12 protein-coding genes and 2 pseudogenes are annotated in these 20,588 nt (G+C 57.9%); 6 read left to right on the forward strand and 8 right to left on the reverse strand.

The genetic code is table 11. The features are described from left to right. Positions 1 to 5: 5 nt before the first annotated feature. The 4 genes and pseudogenes from NLN62_RS22730 to NLN62_RS22745 all read right to left on the reverse strand — a co-directional run bounded on the left by NLN62_RS22730 (position 6) and on the right by NLN62_RS22745 (position 3,106). A complete protein-coding gene (locus tag NLN62_RS22730; protein WP_254113884.1) occupies positions 6 to 527 on the reverse strand; it encodes a hypothetical protein in 522 nt (173 codons plus the stop codon). A gap of 6 nt (positions 528 to 533) precedes the next feature. Then, positions 534 to 722 (reverse strand): annotated as a pseudogene (locus tag NLN62_RS22735) (Fic family protein); the annotation flags it as partial. 105 nt (positions 723 to 827) lie between these two features. Further along, on the reverse strand, positions 828 to 2,528 hold the full coding sequence (locus tag NLN62_RS22740) for an outer membrane beta-barrel protein (protein WP_254110274.1): 1,701 nt from the start codon (positions 2,526 to 2,528) through the stop codon (positions 828 to 830). A gap of 401 nt (positions 2,529 to 2,929) precedes the next feature. Next, complete coding sequence (locus NLN62_RS22745) at positions 2,930 to 3,106, reverse strand: hypothetical protein (protein ID WP_254110275.1); 177 nt, start codon at positions 3,104 to 3,106, stop codon at positions 2,930 to 2,932. 1,353 nt (positions 3,107 to 4,459) lie between these two features. Between NLN62_RS22745 and NLN62_RS22750 the strand changes: the two genes are divergently transcribed. Both NLN62_RS22750 and NLN62_RS22755 read left to right on the forward strand, forming a co-directional pair. Then, on the forward strand, positions 4,460 to 7,789 hold the full coding sequence (locus NLN62_RS22750; protein ID WP_254110276.1) for a Ulp1 family isopeptidase: 3,330 nt from the start codon (positions 4,460 to 4,462) through the stop codon (positions 7,787 to 7,789). 40 nt (positions 7,790 to 7,829) lie between these two features. Beyond that, positions 7,830 to 7,940: pseudogene (locus NLN62_RS22755) on the forward strand (ATP-binding protein); the annotation flags it as partial. Positions 7,941 to 8,239: 299 nt separating this feature from the next. Here NLN62_RS22755 and NLN62_RS22760 read toward each other — a convergent pair. Further along, positions 8,240 to 8,746, reverse strand: a complete 507-nt coding sequence (locus tag NLN62_RS22760) for a GNAT family N-acetyltransferase (protein ID WP_254110277.1) — start codon at positions 8,744 to 8,746, stop codon at positions 8,240 to 8,242. After that, entirely contained in the window at positions 8,743 to 9,033 is a 291-nt protein-coding gene (locus NLN62_RS22765; RefSeq protein ID WP_254110278.1) for a DUF1778 domain-containing protein, read from the reverse strand. The genes NLN62_RS22760 and NLN62_RS22765 overlap by 4 nt, the downstream gene beginning before the upstream one ends. Before the next feature lie 194 nt (positions 9,034 to 9,227). Here NLN62_RS22765 and NLN62_RS22770 point away from each other — a divergent pair, with 194 nt between their 5' ends. From NLN62_RS22770 to NLN62_RS22785, 4 genes are read left to right on the forward strand one after another with little or no spacing between them, the layout of a single operon-like run. Next, positions 9,228 to 10,385, forward strand: coding sequence for a hypothetical protein (locus tag NLN62_RS22770; protein ID WP_254110279.1), 1,158 nt, complete (start codon positions 9,228 to 9,230; stop codon positions 10,383 to 10,385). Beyond that, positions 10,382 to 11,218 (forward strand): restriction endonuclease, encoded by an 837-nt coding sequence (locus NLN62_RS22775; protein ID WP_254110280.1) that lies wholly within the window; start codon positions 10,382 to 10,384, stop codon positions 11,216 to 11,218. Before NLN62_RS22770 ends, NLN62_RS22775 begins: the two co-directional genes overlap by 4 nt. Continuing rightward, complete coding sequence (locus NLN62_RS22780) at positions 11,185 to 11,937, forward strand: NACHT domain-containing NTPase (protein ID WP_254110281.1); 753 nt, start codon at positions 11,185 to 11,187, stop codon at positions 11,935 to 11,937. Before NLN62_RS22775 ends, NLN62_RS22780 begins: the two co-directional genes overlap by 34 nt. Continuing rightward, a complete protein-coding gene (locus NLN62_RS22785) occupies positions 11,904 to 15,260 on the forward strand; it encodes an NACHT domain-containing NTPase (RefSeq protein WP_254110282.1) in 3,357 nt (1,118 codons plus the stop codon). The genes NLN62_RS22780 and NLN62_RS22785 overlap by 34 nt, the downstream gene beginning before the upstream one ends. Before the next feature lie 296 nt (positions 15,261 to 15,556). Here NLN62_RS22785 and NLN62_RS22790 read toward each other — a convergent pair whose 3' ends face one another. Together NLN62_RS22790 and NLN62_RS22795 are read right to left on the reverse strand one after the other, a co-directional pair. Beyond that, entirely contained in the window at positions 15,557 to 15,880 is a 324-nt protein-coding gene (locus NLN62_RS22790) for a hypothetical protein (RefSeq protein WP_254110283.1), read from the reverse strand. Further along, positions 15,877 to 20,259, reverse strand: coding sequence for an RHS repeat-associated core domain-containing protein (locus tag NLN62_RS22795; RefSeq protein WP_254110284.1), 4,383 nt, complete (start codon positions 20,257 to 20,259; stop codon positions 15,877 to 15,879). The genes NLN62_RS22790 and NLN62_RS22795 overlap by 4 nt, the downstream gene beginning before the upstream one ends. Between the last annotated feature and the right edge of the window lie 329 nt (positions 20,260 to 20,588).

Genomic DNA, 20,588 nt, shown 5'->3' on the forward strand with positions numbered 1-20,588 from the left:
CCTGCTCACTCATCCGTGTGCTCCGGAAACAGCCCCGGCATCCGCCGCGAGGCGAGGGCGGCGGGGAACGCAAGCAACAACGGATCACGTGGCCCCTTTGAGCTGAGGACGCCGCGGCCGAGGAGTTCAGAGACGATACGTCGGGCATGACGTGGCGTCAGACCGAGAAGGCCGGCTACATCGCCGCGCGGAAGCTCGCCGCGATAGAGGATTGCTTCAAGCACCGCACCTGCCTTAGGGGGCAGCTTGTTGACGCGAATTTCCTCCTCCGCCCACAGCAATATGCGCGTGCGCAGCCGATCAGGCTGCATGAGCGATTCCATGAAGTTCACCTGGTCAATGCAGGTCTCAAGGAAGAAGCGGGTGAATGATGCGAGGGCTTCCTCACTGAGGCTGCCACGACCATCCAGGTCGTTGCGTCGCGGAAGATCACATTGCGCGAGATGCTCCTTATAGGCGCTGTCATTTCGAGCAAGGCCGCGAGCTGCGGACCAAACAGCGCCGGTATCGAGCGCCTCTGACAGCATCGCATGCGACATCAGGCGTGTGACACGGCCGTTGCCGTCGAGGAATGGATGAATCCATAAGAGGCGATGATGCGCTGCCGCCGCAGCCCGAATCGCGTCCGTCTTGCCGACCCTGCTAAAATTCTTCTCGAACGCCACCACAGCCGATATCTCAGCCCTACGTAACCGTGCCGCCGCGCAAGGCGGAGCGTTCATCTACTGCTTCACATGCCAAACGACTTCGGCGCCAAACTGGCGCCGAAGTCGGTGTCACTACCAAAGCTTCATGATGGCATCGAACGGGCCTGGAGCTTGGCTGACTCAATCGAACCTATAGGACGCCTGAAAGAAGGTACCCCAGCGCTCCATGCCGAATTTCGAAAACTGAGTCCCAGCGATGATTCCCGGGCCATCACAGCCTGTGCATGTCGCTTCACCGAACTTCTTGGTCCACATTGCCCAGTAGCGCCCGCCGACGCCGACGCTGAAGTTCTTGGTGATCAAGTAGGACAACACGCCTTCAATCTGGATCCCGCCGCCTCCATTCCCGCGTTGTTCAATGAAGGTGGTCGTCGGGCGCAACAGATGATTGTCACGCCCTTTGAAATCGGTCCAGGGCAGGTAAGCGACGTCCGCGCTCAAACGCCAACGCTCGGTGAGCATGGTTTCGGCGCTTAGGCCGACACGAGGTGCATTCCACTGAGTATTCTGGCTGCCAATGATAGTGTCTGCCCTCGCCGGGCATGTGTAGTTGGGGTTGGCAATCTGCATGCATCCGATCGAGTCGGAACTCTGTTCGTAGTACGTCCAGCCGATAAATCCGCCGACCTTGTAGTTGGCGCCGCGCAGGAAATCGTAACCGGCATCGGCCGTGTAATAGGTGAACCTCCCGTTTGCCTGGCCGGATATATTGTTGACATAGGAAAGCGGCCCCAAGCTCCAATCTTCATCGTTGATGTTTCCTTTGTTGAAGCGTCCGAGGCCAATATTGCCCTTCAGGAATACTCCCCACGGGCTGTCAACACGACCAAATGCTTCACCGGAAAGCCCGTCGAGGCGGTGGTAGGTGAGCCTTGATACAAGAATGTTGGGATCTACAGTAGCGATCTCGACGGGCACAGCGCCAAAGTTCCATTGGAATCGTCCCCGGCTGAGCCAGAGCCGCGATCCGCCTTCAAACGACCAACCGGCGGCGTAAGCCATCGGCGGCGCGACGGCGGGTGCTTTCGCGTACAACGGTGCATCGGACCACTGCGTCCACGGGTCGGCGCCAAAATGGTAGTTCAATCCGATTTTTCCGATGTGATAGTTGCTGGACAGGCCCGTTGTGTTCGCCGGAAGAATTGCGAATGGCGGATTTTGTACCGTCGGAGGAGTCGCGACGCTTGGCCCACCGAAATGCAGATAGTTGTACTCTACTTTGACCGACCATGCAGGCGTAAGCGCTTGCTCGACGCCCAGCCCGATGATGCCACCGAGGCGACCATAGTCGAAGTGGGTCTTCTGCTGTGGCGCGAGGCCCTCGAAGTTGTTGACGATGTCGCCTCGATTGTTTTGCCAAGCAACGCCTCCCTTGAGATAGGCCAGCGTGTGACCCAGCGCGCCAAACGCGTAACCGACGCGACCGGTCCCCGTGGCAAAGACGTTGGGACCTGCCTTGCAGTTTGCGCTCACGAGAAAGCCGGACGGCGCGAGGCAAGTATTTGTACCGTCGGAGACAGCACCGCTGGCATCGAGTTCGACGCCAAACACCCAGCCGTTGTTCTGCCAGTTATAGCCGATCTGGCCGCCTGCGAGGAACACTGGGGTATCGACGGCGCCCCCATAGATTGACGGACCGTACGGATTTCTGAAGGAGGTTCGGCCGTAGCCGCCGCCGACGTGCCCGCCAATATAGCCTCCGGACCAGCTCCAAACAGCAGCGGGCAGTTTCACTACTGGCACAAGGTCTGCCGCATTGGCTGCACCTGTTGCGACGAGCGCAATTGTTGTGGCTCCCGAAAGAAGAACTCCAGACCGCATCGAACACTTCCCTGCATTTTCTCGGTCCATAACCGAGCGTCCTTGTTGTCGCCAGCAAACCGTCGGGGCGAACCAGACGCTAGCAGCGACGCGCGGCAAGTCCGTCCCGAAGACCATCGCACTGCGATTGGTGATGATGCCGTGAACCGAGCAAGTTGCGTGCCGAAGTGAATTCGCAGATTATGGAGGCACTTCGTAGTGGCGTGTAGCGTCAAATTGCTGACATTGGTCTCAAGACCGACAGCCGGCGCACGTGCGCCCACAATGCGCTTGTCTCCCTCGACTACCGGGACCAAGCGCTCAAGATCGAACTGTTCGAATTGAACAAGGCCCGCGCCCGGCCAGGGCACGGCTGTTGATCCCTCACGGCTGCCGAGCTTGCACAGATGGCGGTGTTCGCCTTACCGAAGTTCGAGCTCTCTGATCGCAAGGGCCGCAATTTCCGCCGGGTCACGGACAACGGTTTGTGCAATCTTGATGATCTTCCTCGCGATCATCTCCGATAGCGGATCGTCACCATCCTTCACGCAAAGGATATGGAGCGCTCGCTTGTAAGCCGCCGTGATGCGGCTGACCATTTCAGGCTCCATCGCGGCGTCTCGAACTAATCGTTGAATAATGCCCATCTCTCAACCGGAAATTCGGCATCGTCTCCCTCCCACCTGAGACGAACCATGAACGCTTCCCCCGAACGGAGTTCACCGAGAGAAGCAATGCTACAGCGTGAAATTTAGTAGTTCATCGCCCGATGGGCACTCCAGACGCCATCTACCAACCCTGATAGGTGCGTCTTGTGTGTCTTCGGAGATACGATGCGAGGCGGGTATAAGGGCCGGCTGCGTGGGGTAAGAGAACAAAGAAAATGACTGATAGAAGCGTGCTTTGGTTCGGGCTCGGGGGCTGTGTTGGCCTTACTCTATGGCTGTTTTTGACCGGCGGGCTAGCCGGTAAGGGCGGTGGCGTCCGTGCGGATGACAAGCCTTCAATCGACAAGGTTAGATCAACCTGGCGAGCGCAGGATGGTGAGACGGCGGAGGAAATCTTTGCCAAGGTCTCGACGGTAGCCCACCTCGTTCCCAGGCGATGGGAGGTTGGCCGAAAGACCGACGCTGGCGTACCCGTTGTCTTTTCATGGACCAAACACCGGTCTGATAAAGCGAAGGACGAATATGCGGTCACTTGGGAGGTGGCACCCGATGGCACAATGAAACTTGTGGCTCCGTATTTCTCGCAAGATTCTCCACGACTGGATCAAGGCGTGGAGGGCCGATAGGCCAGACGGGTTGAACCGCAAGCGCGGACCCAAGCCTGGCCCCCGCAAGCTGAAGCCGCTAGCGACGTACGACGACAAGCGCTCCGCCCTCGCGCTCGCCAAAGCGCGCATCGCCGAGCTCGAAGGGCTGGTGGGGCGCCAGCAGATGGACCTCGATTTTTTTCGACAAGCCTTGCGCGCCTTGGAGCGGCCGCCAGCGCAAGGCAAATCCGCATCCGCATCGTCGAAGTCATCCAAACGATGACTTCTCAGGTAACAGACGCAAACGCCGACGTGCATTGACTATGCCGCCTCGCGGGCCTGCCGCGCGCGACGTATTTCCGATCCCTTGGCAAGGGATTGTCAACTCCTCGACAGCTAACGCTCCTAGCATGAGACTTGGATTTCGACAGCCGACCGAAGCTTTCGAAGCGGCTTGCTGGCTTGCTCGGAGCGCAGTCGCGTGGGTTGCATGACTGATGTCGACCGCGTGCGGTCTAAAGGAGCTGACCGCGATGTTGTCCGACAAGATGCCGACCGGCGAGCGCGGCAGGTAATGGTGGCTTGTTTCTGGTTTTGACCTCAACGATCGGCTTGCTCAAGCTGGACCTCCGGCCCGTCGTCCGAGCTTCGTTTCGGAGGCTGTGAAAAACAACTATCCCCATCTGAGGAGAGTGGCGTGGAACCCAACTATTGCGACCCATTCAATACGGGCGCCTGGATGCACCAGTACGCTGCCTTGCAAGAGCGGCAGCGGGCAAGTCAAGAAGCTGACAACGTGCCGGCGGATCAAGCGGGCTTTGAGCAGCAGCTGAGCGATCTGCACCTCAGATCCTCTGATGAGAGTTCCGCAGAAGGGAGCTCGCCTGATGCTGGTTCGCCGGTTGCTCGCCCCGCAGAGGCGCATGGAAGAATCCAGCGCACTGATGTCGGCGGTTCGATGCGGTTGCCGTCACCATTCAACACACGGGATAACTGGCTCAACAACACGCGCTACAGCGTCGACCTGCCTCGTGCTCGTAGCTCGAGTGGCGACGCGCCGCCGTCTGACTTGCAGGACGGGCTGTTCAGCAGCACGCGCTATACGGCGCCATCGGAACTGCAGCCTGTAGCGCGCACGAAGAAGAAAAAAAGCCGGGGACTGTGGTCGCGCTTTAAGTCAGTGGTTGGTGGTAAAGCGTTTGGGGGAAGTCGCGGCAAAAAGTCGCCCAGCGGCTCGGCGTCGGACGTGGACATTTCAACAGAGTTTCAAGTGTATTATGCCAAGCGCGGCCGCGAGATCGAGCCCTACGAGGATGACGAACAACTCATTTCCATTTTCAGGAGCGCAGCCGAGCGGGACCGCATGAACCCTCGCACTGTCGCGAATATTGCAAGCCATCTGCGCAACTTGAGCGCTTATCTTCGCCAGAACGAGATGGCGCCAATGGCCGACCGGGTTAACAACGATTCGTTGGATGCGGATGCGGCGAGATATGCTAGCACTAATCCGAGCATCATTGGCGCGTTGAGAAAGCTGCGGGCGGCCTGTGCCGGACAAACGATTGATTTCGCCAAGCGCGACCGCGAGATCGAGCCCTACGAGGATGACGAACAACTCATTTCCATTTTCAGGAGCGCAGCCGAGCAGGACCGCGGAAACCCCTCCACTGTTCGGAATACGGTAGGCCACCTGCGCAACTTCGGCGCCTATCTTCGCCAGAACGAGATGACGCCAATGGCCGACCGTGTTAACGAAGAGTCGTTGGATGAAGATGCGGCGAGTTATGCTTGCACTAATCCGAACATCGTTGGCGCGTTGAGAAGGCTCCGGGCAGCCTATGCCGGACAACCAATCGATTTCACCAGACGCGGCCGCGAGCTCCAGCCCCACGAGGAAGACGAGCAGCTCATTTCCATTTTCAGGAGCGCAGCCGATCGCGACGGCATGACCCCTGGCACTGTCACGAATATTGCAAGCCATCTGCGCAACTTGAGCGCCTATCTTCGTCAGAACGACAGGGCGCCAATGATCGGCCGGATTAACGATGGTTCGTTGGATGCGGATGTGGCGAGTTATGGCAATCGGGATATCGCTGGCGCGTTGAGAAAGCTCCGGGCAGCCTATGCCGGACAACCAATCGATTTCAAACGCGGCCGCGGTGTCGTCGTGGGTCTTCACTCCGAAGACGCGGAGCTGCTGGGGAGGTTCGAGGCAGCAGTAAGGCGGGCTCAGGTTCCCACAGAGACCATCAAACGAAATCTGCGCCATCTTAAGAATCTTGCTAATTGGCTCTTTGAAAATGACAAGGCCCCATTGGCCTCTCGGTTCCGCGGTGAGTCAATAAACAACGATATCCTGGAGTATAGGGACAAAGGGGGCGACCCTTCGGACCGCCTCAGGTCGGCGCTAACTCATCTCCGAAGGCTCGGACCCGGCGAAGAAATCGAACAACTCGGGCCCGGCCCCCGCGTCATGGGACCTCGCACGCTGGATCCTTATCCCGACGACGCGCGCCTCATCGAAGACGCGACCAGGCAAGCCTTACACGACCTTGGAAAATCGACCTCAAGGCAGAGGATGCCTACCAATGACCGGGCCAGCCGTCTTCGCGGGCTCAGTGACTGGCTCCGAAGGGAGCAAAGGGAGCCCATAGCTGGCCGGGTCAACGGCAGCGAGCGCCAGCAAAGTGAGCTGCAGAAAGATGCTCGGGACTACGCGGGAGCCACTAACAACTGGCACTTAAGGCGAGATTTGAACGAGCTTCGGAAGTACGAACAACTCGTTGAGGCGAACCAGGCACTGGGGTTGCACCCCCCTGAGCAGGCGGATTGGCCGTGGGGACCTGCCGAGTCGCAAGCGGGAAGTTTTGATCAGGAGCAGCTCTGGCGGGAGGTGGACCAGGCTGGACGGCAGGCACCCGCCGGGTGGGACCATCCATGGTCGGGGCCGTCGTCGCAGTCCGATCAGCCCGCCGGGTCGCAGACGGTCAGCTACGATCAGGAGCAGCTTTGGCACGAGGCGGACCAAGCTGGAGGGCAGGCACCCGCCGGGTGGGACCATCCATGGTCGGGGCCGTCGTCGCAGCCCGATCAGCCTGCCGGGTCGCAGACGGTCAGCTACGATCAGGAGCAGCTTTGGCATGAGGCGGACCAAGCTGGAGGGCAGGCACCCGCCGGGTGGGACCATCCATGGTCGGGGCCGTCGTCGCGGTCCGATCAGCCTGCCGGGTCGCAAACGGTCAGTTACGATCCAGCCGAAGCCGTATGGGCGACGCTTACCGGATTAGCGGGCCAGTCCTCAGCGCATCCGTCGTCAGACTTCTTCCGCGGTGTTGGCTATCCCGTCAATTTGCCGTCCACCCCGCAGGAACTGCGAGATGATGCTCATTATGCGCCGGCATTTCCGAGCACGACCTCCGATGCGTCGAAAGCGCCGCCCCCCGACCGCAGCGGGCGGGTGCTCGACACTAGGGAATGGCTGGGTGACCAGCATATTCTGCGGGATTACGAACTGCTGATGCAGGACTTGCAGCGGAACAATCCCGACCTCGCCGCCCGGACGCGGCTCGTCGATCCCCTCGTCGCCCACTATCATCTGCGCCTGGGTTCTGCGAGCGTGACGCTCGCTGCCTTCCAGCGCATTGTAGAAGTGAATGGTAACGATACAGCCGACTTTCTGTTCGTGCCAGTGAACAACGCCAGTGCTTCGGATCCTGTTCTCCGGGGCACCCACTGGTCGCTGCTGTTCGTTGATCGTCGCGATCGGGAGATTCCAGTTGCCTATCACTACGACTCTAACCGGGGACAAAACGGCGAGCGTGCAGCAATGCTCGCACAACGGCTGAGTGCTCGTCTGGAGCCGGTCCGCATGACCCAGCAGCGGAACGACTATGATTGCGGTGTCTTTGTACTGGACGGCACGCGGGCGCTGGTTAGGCGATTGGCGCAAAGACGACGACCAGCCGTGCTGCATCTTAACAACCTCGTCGCCGACCGGCTTGCACTGCGAAACAGACTAAGGGGTTGACGTCAGCCTCTGCTGATAGAGCCGGTGGAGTGCGGCGCGGCACGAAGTTATCGGGGATCCCACGCTCGCCGACGCGATGCTGGATCGTCTCGTCCATAACGGTCATCGCCTCCAGCTTGCCGGCGAGATCATGCGAAAACATAACGCCAAACCGAAGCGGACACGACAGCTTGTCGTTTTTGTTGATGAGCTGACCCGAGACCAGGCGTTTCGTTACTTCTATGGTTCGACCAAGAGGTTGCCGGAACTGCGTGAGATGCGTGAGGGAAACGAACGGATTCTTACCGCCGTTCGTCCGGCGTGTTTGAGATCGATCACTACCGCGAGATAATCGCCGCTGGTTCTGATCGATTTAAGATGGGTTGAAAGCAGGCCACGAGCGCAGCTCCGTTTGCCAGCATTCGAGCAGCACGTCCGCACCTCGCTTCAGCGCAGATGGGGCAGCCCTGGTTACGGTTGTCCCGCTGCCAGACGAATATCCTTGATAATCATGAAGAGATGGCGTGGATCGGTTGGCGACGGCACGAACCCGAAATGCCGATAGAACGCCGCAGCCTCGTCGTCCTTCGCATGGACGGCGAGCGCGCGTATGCCGACAACATCGGCTACTTGCAGCGTTCGCCCCAGCGCATCGAGCAGCAGTCCAGATCCGATGCGGCGCCCTTGCATTGAAGTATGAACGGCGAGGCGCGCCAGCACCAGGAGTGGGATCGGATGGCGCGGCATGCCTTTTACGACTCGTTCTGGTGCGTTCGCGTGATGAACTTCCCCGGCTACAATGGTGTAGAAGCCGATGACCTCTTGGTCTGCTACGGCAACATAGGTCTGCGATGAGTTTGACTGTTGGGCCTGAAGGGCGTGCCGGATCAGAAAGCGATCGAGTTCAGGCTGGCCACAGGTGAAGGGTTCAACCGCGTGATTGCGATCCAGCTTTTCGATACGGAGCGAACCGGTCACGATTCACTTTTGACATCGAAGACGGAGGGTTCGCGAAAGAGACGTTCGAGGCGAGCATGCCGGCGGGGGGGCGCATCGAGCGCGGCGATAAACGCATCCCAGCTCTTGGCGCCAAGCGTGAAGATCCGCCGATCAGCAAGCCGCTCCTCGGCAACGCTCAGCGCGGAATCGAGCACGAATTCGCTGACCGACCTGCGTTCGGCGGTAGCCGCCGCCTGCAAGGTCTGCTTTGCCGCCCGACTGAGCCGCAAATCGAGCTTTTCCGTTCGGGTTGTGCGCTGAACCATCTTTCACTCCTTAGCAACATCATACCATATTTTGCCAGACAATGTCACGACAAATTAAGCGCAATGGAACTTGAGTTAAGCGACTGAAATAACGAGCGTATATCGAATATTCGGGGGTGGGTTGAACTGTAGCCGTTGAGAATGTTCGGTAATCGTTCTATGCTCATTCCGAACTATATGGGAGGCCTTCCCGGATGAGCAATCGCGACGAACTTTCGTCCAAGACCAAGCAAGCCCTCGCAATTCGCGCCGGCTACACCTGCTCATTTCGGGGTTGTCAAAGGCCGACTTCCGGGCCGAGCGAAGAAGCTCCCGATGCCGTCAGCGTGACCGGAAAGGCCGCTCATATCCACGCCGCCGCGCCGGGCGGCCCGCGCTATCTGGCATCTATGACGCCTGACGAGCGCAGGAATTTTTCCAATGGCATTTGGCTGTGCAGTCACCATGCCGATCTGATCGATAACGACAAGGTCACCTACGCGGCTGACGAGCTTCGCGCAATGAAGCGTGAGCACGAAGACAACTGCAAAAGGCGGCATCGTGAGGGCGTTCGGAGAGGTCAACCTGTCAACGAACTGATTGCAATCGGCCCTGACATTGTTTTCTGCGGCGAACTGATCGGTGCCGACCAGTCGGAGTGGAGCTTTCATCTACAGGATTTCGTCGATGGCGATCTTCACGCCCTGCTCACCTTCATAGCACGATATGACACCACGCCGCCGATGGATCGATATGTTCTGGTGAGTGGCCTCGGCGATGGGCGCGTCATGAGCGGAGCCCCAGCCGTCAAGAAACGGCAAAGTGGCCGTTACGAGCTAACGTTTCCCGTCGCCATGGGTGCCGAGCGCATCCGCGCGATAGACCTCGCCGCAGACCTTGCTCTCTCAGACAAGCACGACCTTATGCTGACGGAGAGCGGCGATATCGCCCTCGTGTCCGGCGTGGATGCGCTGCCGCAAAAGATCGAGACGTACCTTTCGAGTCAAAAAGGCGAAAGTCCCTTTCACAAGGACTTCGGCACGCGCATTGCCGAGTACTTCCGGCTGTTCGCCGGCTCACCCTGGTTTGAGCAGTTCCTGAAACTGGAGGTTATCCGACAGGCCGCGATCCCCTATATCGATCCGCTCTACAGCCGACAGTACACGCCTCTCTCCTGTATCGAACGGGTGTTCGGAATCGAGCTGCTCGCCGACGCGCCCACCAACAACTGGTTGCCCATTCGCGTGGATCTCGAAGTCAAAGGCCTCGGCCGATGGCAGCATCAATTGTCAATCTGCGTACCCAAGGAGGAAGTAAAGCGGCCGTCCTGGGATGAGCTGATGGCTGGTCCCTTGCGTCAGGTTTCTCAATGAAGGGTGCCCAGCAAATCGACACGAGTGAAAATCCGTCCTGGGTGTTTGAGCCACCAGACGCCGCCGAGATCACGCCGCCAGTTGATACGCTTGCTCAAGAGCTGCCCTTCGGCGAAATTAGCTGGCAGAATTTCGAGCGATTGTGCCATCGGCTGGCAAAATCAGATGGCGACGTTGAGTATTGCCGCCTCTACGGAACAGAAGGTCAGGAGCAAGGCGGCATTGACATCTATGTTCGTCGAACTTCGACGACAAAATATGCGACTTGGCAAAGCAAACGCCACAAATCGTTCGGTCCCGCCGACATTGAAAAAGCAGTTAAGAAATTTCTTGATGGCCCTTGGGCAGAGAAAAGCGATCGCTTCGCACTTTGCGTTCAGGCCAGCCTTCGTTCGACCGATGCACAAGATAAGATCGAAACATGCGCAGCCCTATTGCGTGAAAAAGGCATCGACTTTCAGCCGATGGACGGAGAGGAAATCAGCCTCCGGCTAAAATCTCAGCCTGAGATCGTTTACGACTTTTTCAGCCTCGCGTGGGTCGAGCGCTTTTGCGGAAAACGTGCGGCTGAGACCGTCGCCAAGCGGCTCACGCCATCTGAGTTTCGTACGCTCAAGAGCAAGCTGCGTGCTTGCTATATATCGCATTTTACAATTGTCGACCCCGGCGTTTTAAGCTTGCTGAGGGCGCCGACGGGTGACAAGCGGCAGCTTCAACTATCGGACCGCTTCATCGAACCCGATTTGACGCTGCAAACCGAAATCTTCGCCGAAGAACCGCGCCGACCACGCAACGATCGATGGCGCGAACCGATTCTGTATCGAGCGAGATAGGGGGAACGCCATTTCTCGCTCGTATGGAAGACACGCCGCGGAAAGAAAAGACGCGTATCGCCGCGCAAGATTGGATCGCGAAGGCAAATCACGACATCGTACTCGGACTAGCCGGCGCAGGAAAAAGTACGCTTCTCCGGTTCCTCGCGCTGGACATGTTGTCCGAGAGCCCAAAATTTGCTGCGGTGAGGCGCCAATTTCCCGATTTCTTGCCTGTTTGGGTTTCTTTCGCTTTTTGGACCAAACTGATTTCAGCGGAAAAGGATCGTTGTTCGCTCATTGATGCGATCGAGTCATGGTTTCGTCGACAGGATGAGCCTGACCTTCAAGCGCTTGTACGAAAGGCATATGACGACAAGCGCTTGTTCCTGCTCGTCGATGGTATCGACGAATGGGACAATGAGACCGCCGCGAACACGGCATTCGGTCTTTTACAATCATTTACGGAACGACACTCTATTCCCGTCATTATGAGCAGTCGGCCTCACGGCTTTCGACTTATCGCTGGCCTTGACGGTTCATGGCGAGTTTCTGAAATTGCCCCTTTCTCGGCAGAGCAGCAGACCGCGTTGGCGAAGACCTGGTTCGCGCATCTGAATCCAGATGGTGAAAATGAGGGAGAGAGCGAGGCAGAGGTCGGCGGCAAGCGATCGCGTTCATCCAGGAGCTTCAGCGTAACGGGCCTATGGCTCAGCTTGCGGCGACGCCTCTTTTGTTGACCGGCCTGATCGCTCTCAAGCAGGCCCGTTTGCAATTACCTCGCAACCGTTTTCTGGCGTATGAAGAGCTTACAAAACTCCTGCTTGAACTGCATCCCACGGCGAGGGACAAAGCAGCGCTCGCGGGCGCTCCTCGTTATGCTCTCGACCCGCCAACGCGAGAAATGGCACTTGCCGCACTCGCTTACGCCATCCACAGCGGTCAGGAAGGCGCTTCACCGGATGCGATTGAGAGCGACCGCGCTATCGGCGTCATAAGCCGATCCCTCGTTCAGGGCATTGGCGCGTCGATAGCGGATGCAAATCAAACGGCCCGGACCATCTTGACGTTAGGTGAGGAAGATATCGGAATTCTCGTCAAGAAGTCGTCGCGCGAAGTCGGTTTTTTTCACCGCGTATTTCAAGAATTTCTGTCCTCGGTGCATCTTGCAAGCTTGGAGTTCGACCAGCAGCTACAGTTCGTCGGCGCCCATGCAGCCGATCCGCGCTGGAGGGAAGCAATCCTTTGTCTGCTTCACAAGTTGCAACGACCCGCCGAGGTCGATCGCATGCTCGCACTCATTGAGGCTGTGGACGGTGATATTTCGACGCAGGCATCGAGGGATATCCTGCTCGCTGAAGCAACCTTCGGGGAATTCAAAAAGACGCCTCAACTGGCCGCTCGTTTAGCCGACAAGGCTTTCGATCAAATCGAGCTTGGGCGATGGCCGTCAGTACGTCATGTCTTGGTCACTCAAGCTATCGAGGGGCTTTCCTCGCCCACCTTAGGTCCCCAAATAGCGAGTAAGCTCCGTCAATGGTTTCCGAGATGGACCAGCTATGGTTTGGAGAAAACTTTCGAAGCAATTGGAATCTGGCCCGATGATCCCGCAATTGAACCCGTACTTTGGCGTGGCCTTCACGATGAGTATTACGGTGCGGCTCAGGCTGCGGCGCGCACGCTCGCAAGGCGATATGGTCCTCGACCAGAGATGGCGGAACGCCTTTCTGCACTGATCGCTGACCCGCCCAATATTAGCGCTGCCGCCGCTGCACTCGAAGCGCTTTGGCGAGGCTGGCCGCTATATCCGAAGACCGAACAGGTTCTGGGTGCGGCGCGGGAGTCGGAAAGCCCATTGATCGCCATCACCGGAGTTCGCGGGATCGTCGCTTTGGGAAAGCAAGGTGATGATGACTTCTCCCTTCTGACCGAAATTGCTGGCCGCGACGACTACACGCTGAATAACCTCCTTGATGAAGCCTTGGTTGCCGGATGGGCGGGACAAGAAAAGCTTCGTCAATTTGCTCTGCAGGCGCCGGAAGACGAGCGAGTAAGATATGTTCGGCGTCGCAGGCCGGATTTTGGGCTGTTAATTGAGGGGTTTCCAGGCGATCGTCAGGTCGCCGAATTGATTGCACGCGATTTTGCAAAGCAACATCCGCACTGCGTCCTCGACAGAGATGACTTCCATCTCCTCGCCGAACACTTCAAAGACGATCCGATTGTAGTTCCAGCGGTGGAAAGCTGGGCGATCAAACATCGACCAGACGATGGGTACACGCTTTCGCACGCTGCGCGTGTCGGTGCGACCCCAAAGTTCAAAGCTGCTCTATTAAGGTGTGTCGAGGAGAAGCACCTCGCATTTTGGGCAGCTTCGGCGCTTGTTGATCTCTGGGGCGCGGCGGACGCCGAAGTTAACGCGACTCTTAACAAAGCTGCCGAGCAGCCGATCGAAAGGCGTCAAAATATCGCGCATGTGCTGCCGTTGGTGATGGCCGACAAGGCGCGTTGCCGCCAGCTATTGCTGGAGATTGTTTCTGCCAATGAAGAAGAGAGAATTCGGGCTGACTTTGCCCTGGAGGGACTTCGCGTTTTGGGCATTGATGCGTCAGATCGTGAGGCGGTCGACTGTGTGATTGCTCGGGGCTATGACGAAGATCGCTTCGTATTAGGAAACGAGATTCGCGAGGTAATCTGGACGTTCTATGGCGACGAACGTGTCGTAGAGCTGGCCAAACGTGAGCTGAAGAGAGAATCCGGTGCCATCGGCACTGTCGCCGCCGTGTTTTCTGACAGCAGCGCAATGCGAAGATTGGTGTTGGACGCGGCCGTGCCTCTCGATTTAGGCATCCGCTCTGCGATTGTTGAAGCGCTCTCAACGAGAGCGGTGTCAGACACAGAAAGCCGTGCGTTGATTTCGACGGCCTGCCGAGAAGAATCGGGTGAAATCGTAATCGAGTCGTCGATTAAACTCGCGCAAATCAATGGAGATGCGGGCCAAATCGACCCCGAATACATCGGCAAAGTCGTTAGCGAGCTAGACGCGATAGGTCCACGAATGGACGCGCGCCGGCAAGCGGCTCTGTCCGCACTGATCGTGACGAAGCGATTGGACCTTTTGAAGTCGGAGCAGTTCTCGGATGTTCATGGCATTGGCATGAACAAACATCGCGAACTGTTACGATTGGTGGCGTCGGAGTGGGCGTCGATCGTCGAAGGTCTTGGAGGAAATGACGAGGCTCTTGGCGCGCTTGGTGTTCAACGCGAAAATTTCTTCGACGTTTTTGGCAACGATGTCGCCTTGTCTAAGGCCATGACGACGTTTGCTCTTAGCCTGGTGGAATCTTCAACGAAGGGTGTTCCCGCGCCAGCAATTCGTTTCGTCGAGCGGGTTCGTCCCAACAGCGGGCTTCTGCGTGAAGTGTGCCTTAGCGGACTCCACTATAGTGGAAATACGAATTGGGACACGTTTTCGACCGCCATAACTGCCGGCGAGGTGCTTGGCCGTAATTTTTCGTCGGATAAAGGTCTCGAAGATCAGCTAAGCCGAAATCTCGACCAAAATCCGCGCGACGACGGAGCGATCATGGGCTTATGCGAGGGGTGGCCGTCGTCCACCGCTTTGCAAACGTTGCGCTCGCGGCTTACAGGTCAACCGCAGCTTCCTATCCCGGTCGCATTCAAGCTGATGTCTACGGTCACACCGGAGGACCGTCTCGTAGAATCCTTGGAGTGGGCCGTAAACCAGTTGGGAGGAGATTTGTGGGAAAGTCCTGCTCACTGGATACCGTCGGTCATTCGCCGTCTCAAGCAAGACGACGCGGCGTACGAAAGAATGCGCAAAATTCTCCTCGAGAAACTATCACCCGGCATCAAGGCGAGCTTTCCGAGGTTGCTCGCGCGTGCACGGGGACTAACGGGAGACTTGCGTTCCTGGTGCCAATCTGAGGCTCTCGACGATAGAGATGTTTTAGTCGGTGAGGTCGGCTTTGATTTGATCGCCGGTCAAATGCGCTTAGTCTCGCATTCTCTATTCGACTTATTGAGTGGCCAGGATTTGTAGAAGCCAGGCTAGCGAACATTGGAATCAGTTTTCTACTGACCAGGGACTTTGGGCGGCCCTCCAAACGGGAGGCCACGCTCTAGTCGCAGCCGCGACCGGGGCCACACACTAGCCGCGCCCGCCAGATATTTATTAGTCGGATTCTCCGAGCTGCTGCGATACGACGAAGACCTTTACTCCGCTCATGGAGCATTCCTGATGTGTTGGGTCATGGCCTGCCTTTGGCGGCAGGCAATTGCCTGCACTCCCTGAACAAGCCATTCTGGAAAAAGTCTAGCCTTTGCCGAATCTAGCAATCAGATTTTTACATGCAGCCGTGCCAACCAGGCGTGCCTTTTCTTCTTTTGTTTAATCTCAGGCTCAAGGCGCTTTAGCGCTTCCGGCTGCCAATATTGGCGCTGTTTCTCGAGGGGTAAGTGGTCTGAATCGCTTGCGATCCCAGTGAAGACCATAAAATCAGGATCAGACACTTCGACGCCACCAACTTTTATGCTTAGTCCATATAAAGGGTTGGCCCCTTCTAGGAAGGGTAGCTTCCCACCCAGCATATCTTGGGCCAAGGAAACCACTTTTTTCCTGGATTCGATTTCTTCTTCGGTACGTGCGGGACGATCAGTCATGGCAGAAATTTCGACTTGTAATCTGGGTAATAGAGAACTTCATTCGTAGCCGGATCCATATAGAAATGAGTCTGAGCTGGGCCGTAAGGAGTGTCAAACACTTGTGTCGTGTATTTTCCAAAATTGGAAGGAATTGACGGATTGCCTAATTCTCCTGGGCCGTATCCTTTAATCGGCGTCGACATATTGAGTGTTTCTTGGGTCAATTCCCCATTGCTTGCCGTATTCGCCGACGCTTGTTCGCACGTCAACTGCTGTTGCAACCTTCCAGCACTGGCAGCATTTTGCGGATTTGACGTGAAATAATTTTCTAACTGTTGAAGCTCGGCCTGAGCTTCTTCGACCAATGCAGGCCCTTCTTCTTCCACAAATTCTTCGATCTGCGGTGGAATTCCCTGCAGCCCTCTTGGGTCAATTCTGTTAACCGGATTCCCTCCGACATACCCATAAGTATTCACCCCCGCAGCGAGACCGAGAGGATCGGACTGGATGTACCGGCCCGTTGCCGGATTGTAATCGCGGGCCATGTTGTAGTTGGTGCCGGTTTCTTCGTCGTAAGTTTGGCCAGGGAAGCGCTGGTCATAGCTCAGCAGGCTGAAACCCTCCACAGTGGACGAGGGCTGGCCATTGCCGAACGGATCGTGATGCCAGGACCAGACTTCTCTACCCTCGCTGTCCGTGATGATGTGCGGCGCCTGCAATTGGTCAGACGCGATATAGAAAATGTCGTCCCGTTCCTGATTGCGGAACCAGCCATCGCAATCTTTGGCACTGCCCTGCATCACGGCGACTGGGATGTCGCCGAGATAGATGGTTTCTTCCGACACCCGGCCCAGCCGGTCATATTCTCCGATCATGTGCCCGGCATTGTCATAGGCATAGTGCCGCTCGGTCAGGTTCTGCGCGATGGCCTGATGCTTGGCCACACGCTGCCCCAACCCGTTGACCGCGTAATCCGTGGCAAGGAAGCTCTCGATCCGCTCGTTATCGCGCAGACCCCTAATATCCCGCGTCACGCTCGCCATCCGGCCCTTGGCGTCGTACGTCCATTCATGGATGCCGTCGGAGAGCAAGTTTCCGGTCGCGTCATAAGACAGCTCAAACGTTTTCTCGCTGCGGCCGGTGCCTTGTTTCGTTTGCAGCAGCCGGTTGCTGTTGGCCGCATAGCCATAGGATATCGCGCCCGGCGTCATGCCGCCTGTGGCGCTCTGCCCCGTGCGGTTGCCGTCGGCGTCATAGTTGTAGGTGATGGTCTGCCCGGCATTACCAGCTCCGGCCACATAGCCCGTCAGCCGGTCGAGCGCGTCATAGCCATAGGCCTGATCCGGCTCGCCGGTTTCGGTCATCGCTGTGATGCGGCTAGCGGGATCGTAAGCAAAACTCAGCATATGCGCCGTCTGCTGCTTGGCGGTCGCACCGAGGCCGATAGCGGCAATGCGCCCGTCAGCGTCAAACGCGCGCACCAACGCCGCGCCGTTGCCTTCGCGCCAGGCCGACGCCGGGCCAAACGGGCGATAGGCGATGTTCGAGACAATCCACACACCGTTTTTGGCAATGCCGTTGACATGGCCAGCCGCGTCGTAGGACAGGGCTATTTTCTTGCCCGACGGGTAAGCCATGGCGGCCAGACGTCCGGCGGTGTCGTAGGCATATTGCGTTGTCAGCTCGGCATTGCCGCTTTTCTGCGTCTTCTGCGTGATGCGGCCATGCTGGTCGTAGGACCACAGCGTGGTACCGGTCTTGTCCGCCATCTGCGTCAGATGGCCGATGCCGTTCGTGCCCTGGTCATATTGATAAACAGCGGCGCTGCCATCGGCATAGGCCGCCTTGGTCACGCGGTTGAGCGCATCGTAAGTGTAAGTCGTTTTCTTGCCGCGCGCATCGGTCGAGGTCGCGATATTGCCGAACGCATCATAGGTTTTGACGCTCAAACCGGTATCGGGGCTTGTCGTCGCCGTCTGGTCGTCCAGCCCGTCATAGGCACAGGCGGTGGCGAGGCCGCGCGGATCGGTTTCCCCTGTCAGATGGTCGAGCGCGTCATAGGTAAATTTGGTCTGCCCGTTGGCCGCATCCGTGGTCGCAGTCTTGCGGTTGAGCGCGTCATAAGCATAGGCGGTCGTGTGACTCAGGGGATCGGTGACGCCGGTCAGGTTGCCTTCGGGATCGTAGGCATAGCGGGTGACCTGATTCTGCGCGCCGGTTTCCTGGATGAGGCGGTTGACGAGATCGTAACCGAACGAACGCGTCTGCGCGAGATGGGCGGCAGGATCGAACAGCGCAGCGCTGGTACGGTTGCCATTGCCGTCCAGTGTCAGTGCCAACTGGTTGTTCAGCGCGTCCACCGTATGTGTCAGGCGATGCGCCGCGTCATAGACGTATGTGATGTAAGAGCCGTCGGGCGCTGTCTTGCGGATCAGGTTGTTTGCGGCGTCATAGGCGAAACTGGTCTTCTCGCCGCCCGCGGTGCGGGTCAGCAGATTGCCGCGCAGGTCATAGGTCATTGTGGTGACAAGGCCGTTCGGATCCCTAAAGGATAGCAAACGTCCCGCGCCGTCATAGGCGGTGAAGACGGTCTTGTGGCCCAGCGCATCGGTCATGCTCGCCACGTTACCCATCGCGTCGTAAGCATAGGCCGTGACATGGCCGAGCGGATCGCGCTCGGTCAGCACTTGCCCCATTGTGTTATAGGTATAGGTCCAGCTGCGGGTTAGCCCGCCCGCCGCTACGGATTTGGTCAGCAGATTGCCGCGCGCATCATAAGTGAATGTCGTGGTGCGGCCCGTCGGCTCGACGATGCGATTCGGCAAATGGAACGTCGAAAGCCATGTGGTCGAGGTGACGCGCGCCAAAGGCGTGCCGTAGGCATCCGTGCGCGACAGTTCGTTGCCGCGCGCATCGTGGGTATAGGCGGTGATGTTGCCGTCAAAATCCTGCCTGCCCGCCAGAAAACCACCCGCGTCATAGCTGAAAGCCTGGCCGCCGAACGATGGCTCCGGCGCGCCGGTCAGAACCGAGGCTTGCAGCAGGCCAGACTGGCTCGATCCGCTTACCGTATACTGGTTGCCGTTGGCGTCAGTGACAGTCGAAGCGCCATTGTTATAGGCCACGGAAGCCAGCTCCGCGCCGTTCGCGTGACCGCTCGTCACCGCGCGGCCCTGGCCGTCATAGGCAATCGAGGTATAGAGATTGCCGAGTTCGTCGATGACGCCCGTCAGCGCGTTCGGGAAAGTGGCGTTTCCGTACTGGTATTGGCGTTTCGCGCCGCCGGGGTAAGTGACCGAGACGAGGTTGCCGTGCGCGTCATAGGCATAGGCATAGATGCCGCCGTCCGGCGCTTTCATCGTTTTCACGCGGCTCATCGTGTCATAGGTGAAATATATCACATGCCCGAACGGGCCGGTCACTTTGGTCAGATGACCGGCGGCATCGTAGGCGAGAGTCGTAACGCGCCCCGCGCGCGTGGTGATCGTGAGCAGCTGCCCCGCCGCATTGTAGGTCTCGACATTGTCATTCGAGAGCGTCAGCGCATAGCCGTTTGTCTTGGCGACAAGCGTGTTGGTGACGTTGGCGTTGGCCGCGAAACCCGCACCGGTATTGGTGAACACGTCCTGCTCGCCGTCGGCGCGGGTGACCGTCACCGTATTTCCAGATACGCTCAACCCCCTATGCCAGGTGCTGTGCCATTTGATGCCCATGACAAGGCCGCCGCCATCCTGGCTGTTGTAATAACGGGTGAAGCTGATGCCCGTATGTGGGGCGCAGGTAAGATCGGTTTCCGTTTCGAACAGGTTGCCGGTAAAGATATTGATCGGATCATAGACATTCGAGGAAGGCGCCTTGCCGCCGTCACAAGGCGTCGAGAGATCGTCGCCCGGCGTTCCGTTGCCGAGATTGTTCGTCGAGGTGGTTTGCGCGCCGGAGAAGCTCCAGCTACCGGGTCCCGCCGATATATAGGAGCATAACGTCGGCTGCGGTTGGCCCGTAACGGGGTTGAGCGCAGAGACGAAGATGTTGACCTGGTCCTCTCCCGACGCCGTGCCGCCTGTCACCAGGTAAATCGACATGACCGTGGCGCCATCGCCGATGCTGGCGGTACCGCCCGACAGGACGCTTTGAGTGACCTGTCCGCTCGAGGATAGGGAGATATTGGCGCTGGTATTGGTCAGGGTAATCCCGCCAAGGCTTATATCAGCGGATGCCGAACCCAGTGTTGTGGGCAGCACGGTCCCGCTCACGATTGCCGATACGATGCCGAGACTGGCAGCGCTGGGGCATGATGCGGAAATCGTGCCGCCGCTTAGCGCGGTTCCTTGATAGGTATAGGTCATCACTTCCTGCGCGCGGCCCGCCGTCGGCAGAAGCAAAATAAAAACCGCCATGAGGGCGGCTACGACAAACCAATGTGGTTTCTGTTTTTCATGGCTGAAGGGAGCTTTTGCAAAGCAAAGCGCAGAGGCGCACAAATGCAGCCATCAAATCTCCATCGCAGCGAAACAAAAAAAATAAAAATTGAAAATGAGGCTGAAGCATAATCGAGCAGGATTAAAATCCGGTTAGGACATCGCTAACTGTTTGGTTAAGCCGGCTTTCATCAAACGCCGATCCCAATGAATACAAGGCATTACGTTACGCGTGATTCAAACAGACTAATGCTTCGGACAGGCGTCCCGATCAATAGTTGGCACCAGCCGTCGCTTTTTCAACGAGT

Source organism: Bradyrhizobium sp. CCGUVB23, assembly GCF_024199885.1.
In the GTDB taxonomy this organism is placed as follows: Bacteria; Pseudomonadota; Alphaproteobacteria; order Rhizobiales; family Xanthobacteraceae; genus Bradyrhizobium.

Excerpts from the sequence above, each read along its gene's own strand:
- NLN62_RS22765 (WP_254110278.1), bottom strand. The coding sequence starts at position 9,033 with ATGGTTCAGCGCACAACCCGAACGGAAAAGCTCGATTTGCGGCTCAGT.
- NLN62_RS22740 (WP_254110274.1), bottom strand. The coding sequence starts at position 2,528 with ATGCGGTCTGGAGTTCTTCTTTCGGGAGCCACAACAATTGCGCTCGTC.
- NLN62_RS22730 (WP_254113884.1), bottom strand. The coding sequence starts at position 527 with ATGCTGTCAGAGGCGCTCGATACCGGCGCTGTTTGGTCCGCAGCTCGC.
- NLN62_RS22775 (WP_254110280.1), top strand. The coding sequence starts at position 10,382 with ATGAAGGGTGCCCAGCAAATCGACACGAGTGAAAATCCGTCCTGGGTG.
- NLN62_RS22785 (WP_254110282.1), top strand. The coding sequence starts at position 11,904 with ATGGCTCAGCTTGCGGCGACGCCTCTTTTGTTGACCGGCCTGATCGCT.
- NLN62_RS22745 (WP_254110275.1), bottom strand. The coding sequence starts at position 3,106 with ATGGTCAGCCGCATCACGGCGGCTTACAAGCGAGCGCTCCATATCCTT.
- NLN62_RS22780 (WP_254110281.1), top strand. The coding sequence starts at position 11,185 with ATGGCGCGAACCGATTCTGTATCGAGCGAGATAGGGGGAACGCCATTT.
- NLN62_RS22795 (WP_254110284.1), bottom strand. The coding sequence starts at position 20,259 with ATGGCGGTTTTTATTTTGCTTCTGCCGACGGCGGGCCGCGCGCAGGAA.
- NLN62_RS22790 (WP_254110283.1), bottom strand. The coding sequence starts at position 15,880 with ATGACTGATCGTCCCGCACGTACCGAAGAAGAAATCGAATCCAGGAAA.
- NLN62_RS22770 (WP_254110279.1), top strand. The coding sequence starts at position 9,228 with ATGAGCAATCGCGACGAACTTTCGTCCAAGACCAAGCAAGCCCTCGCA.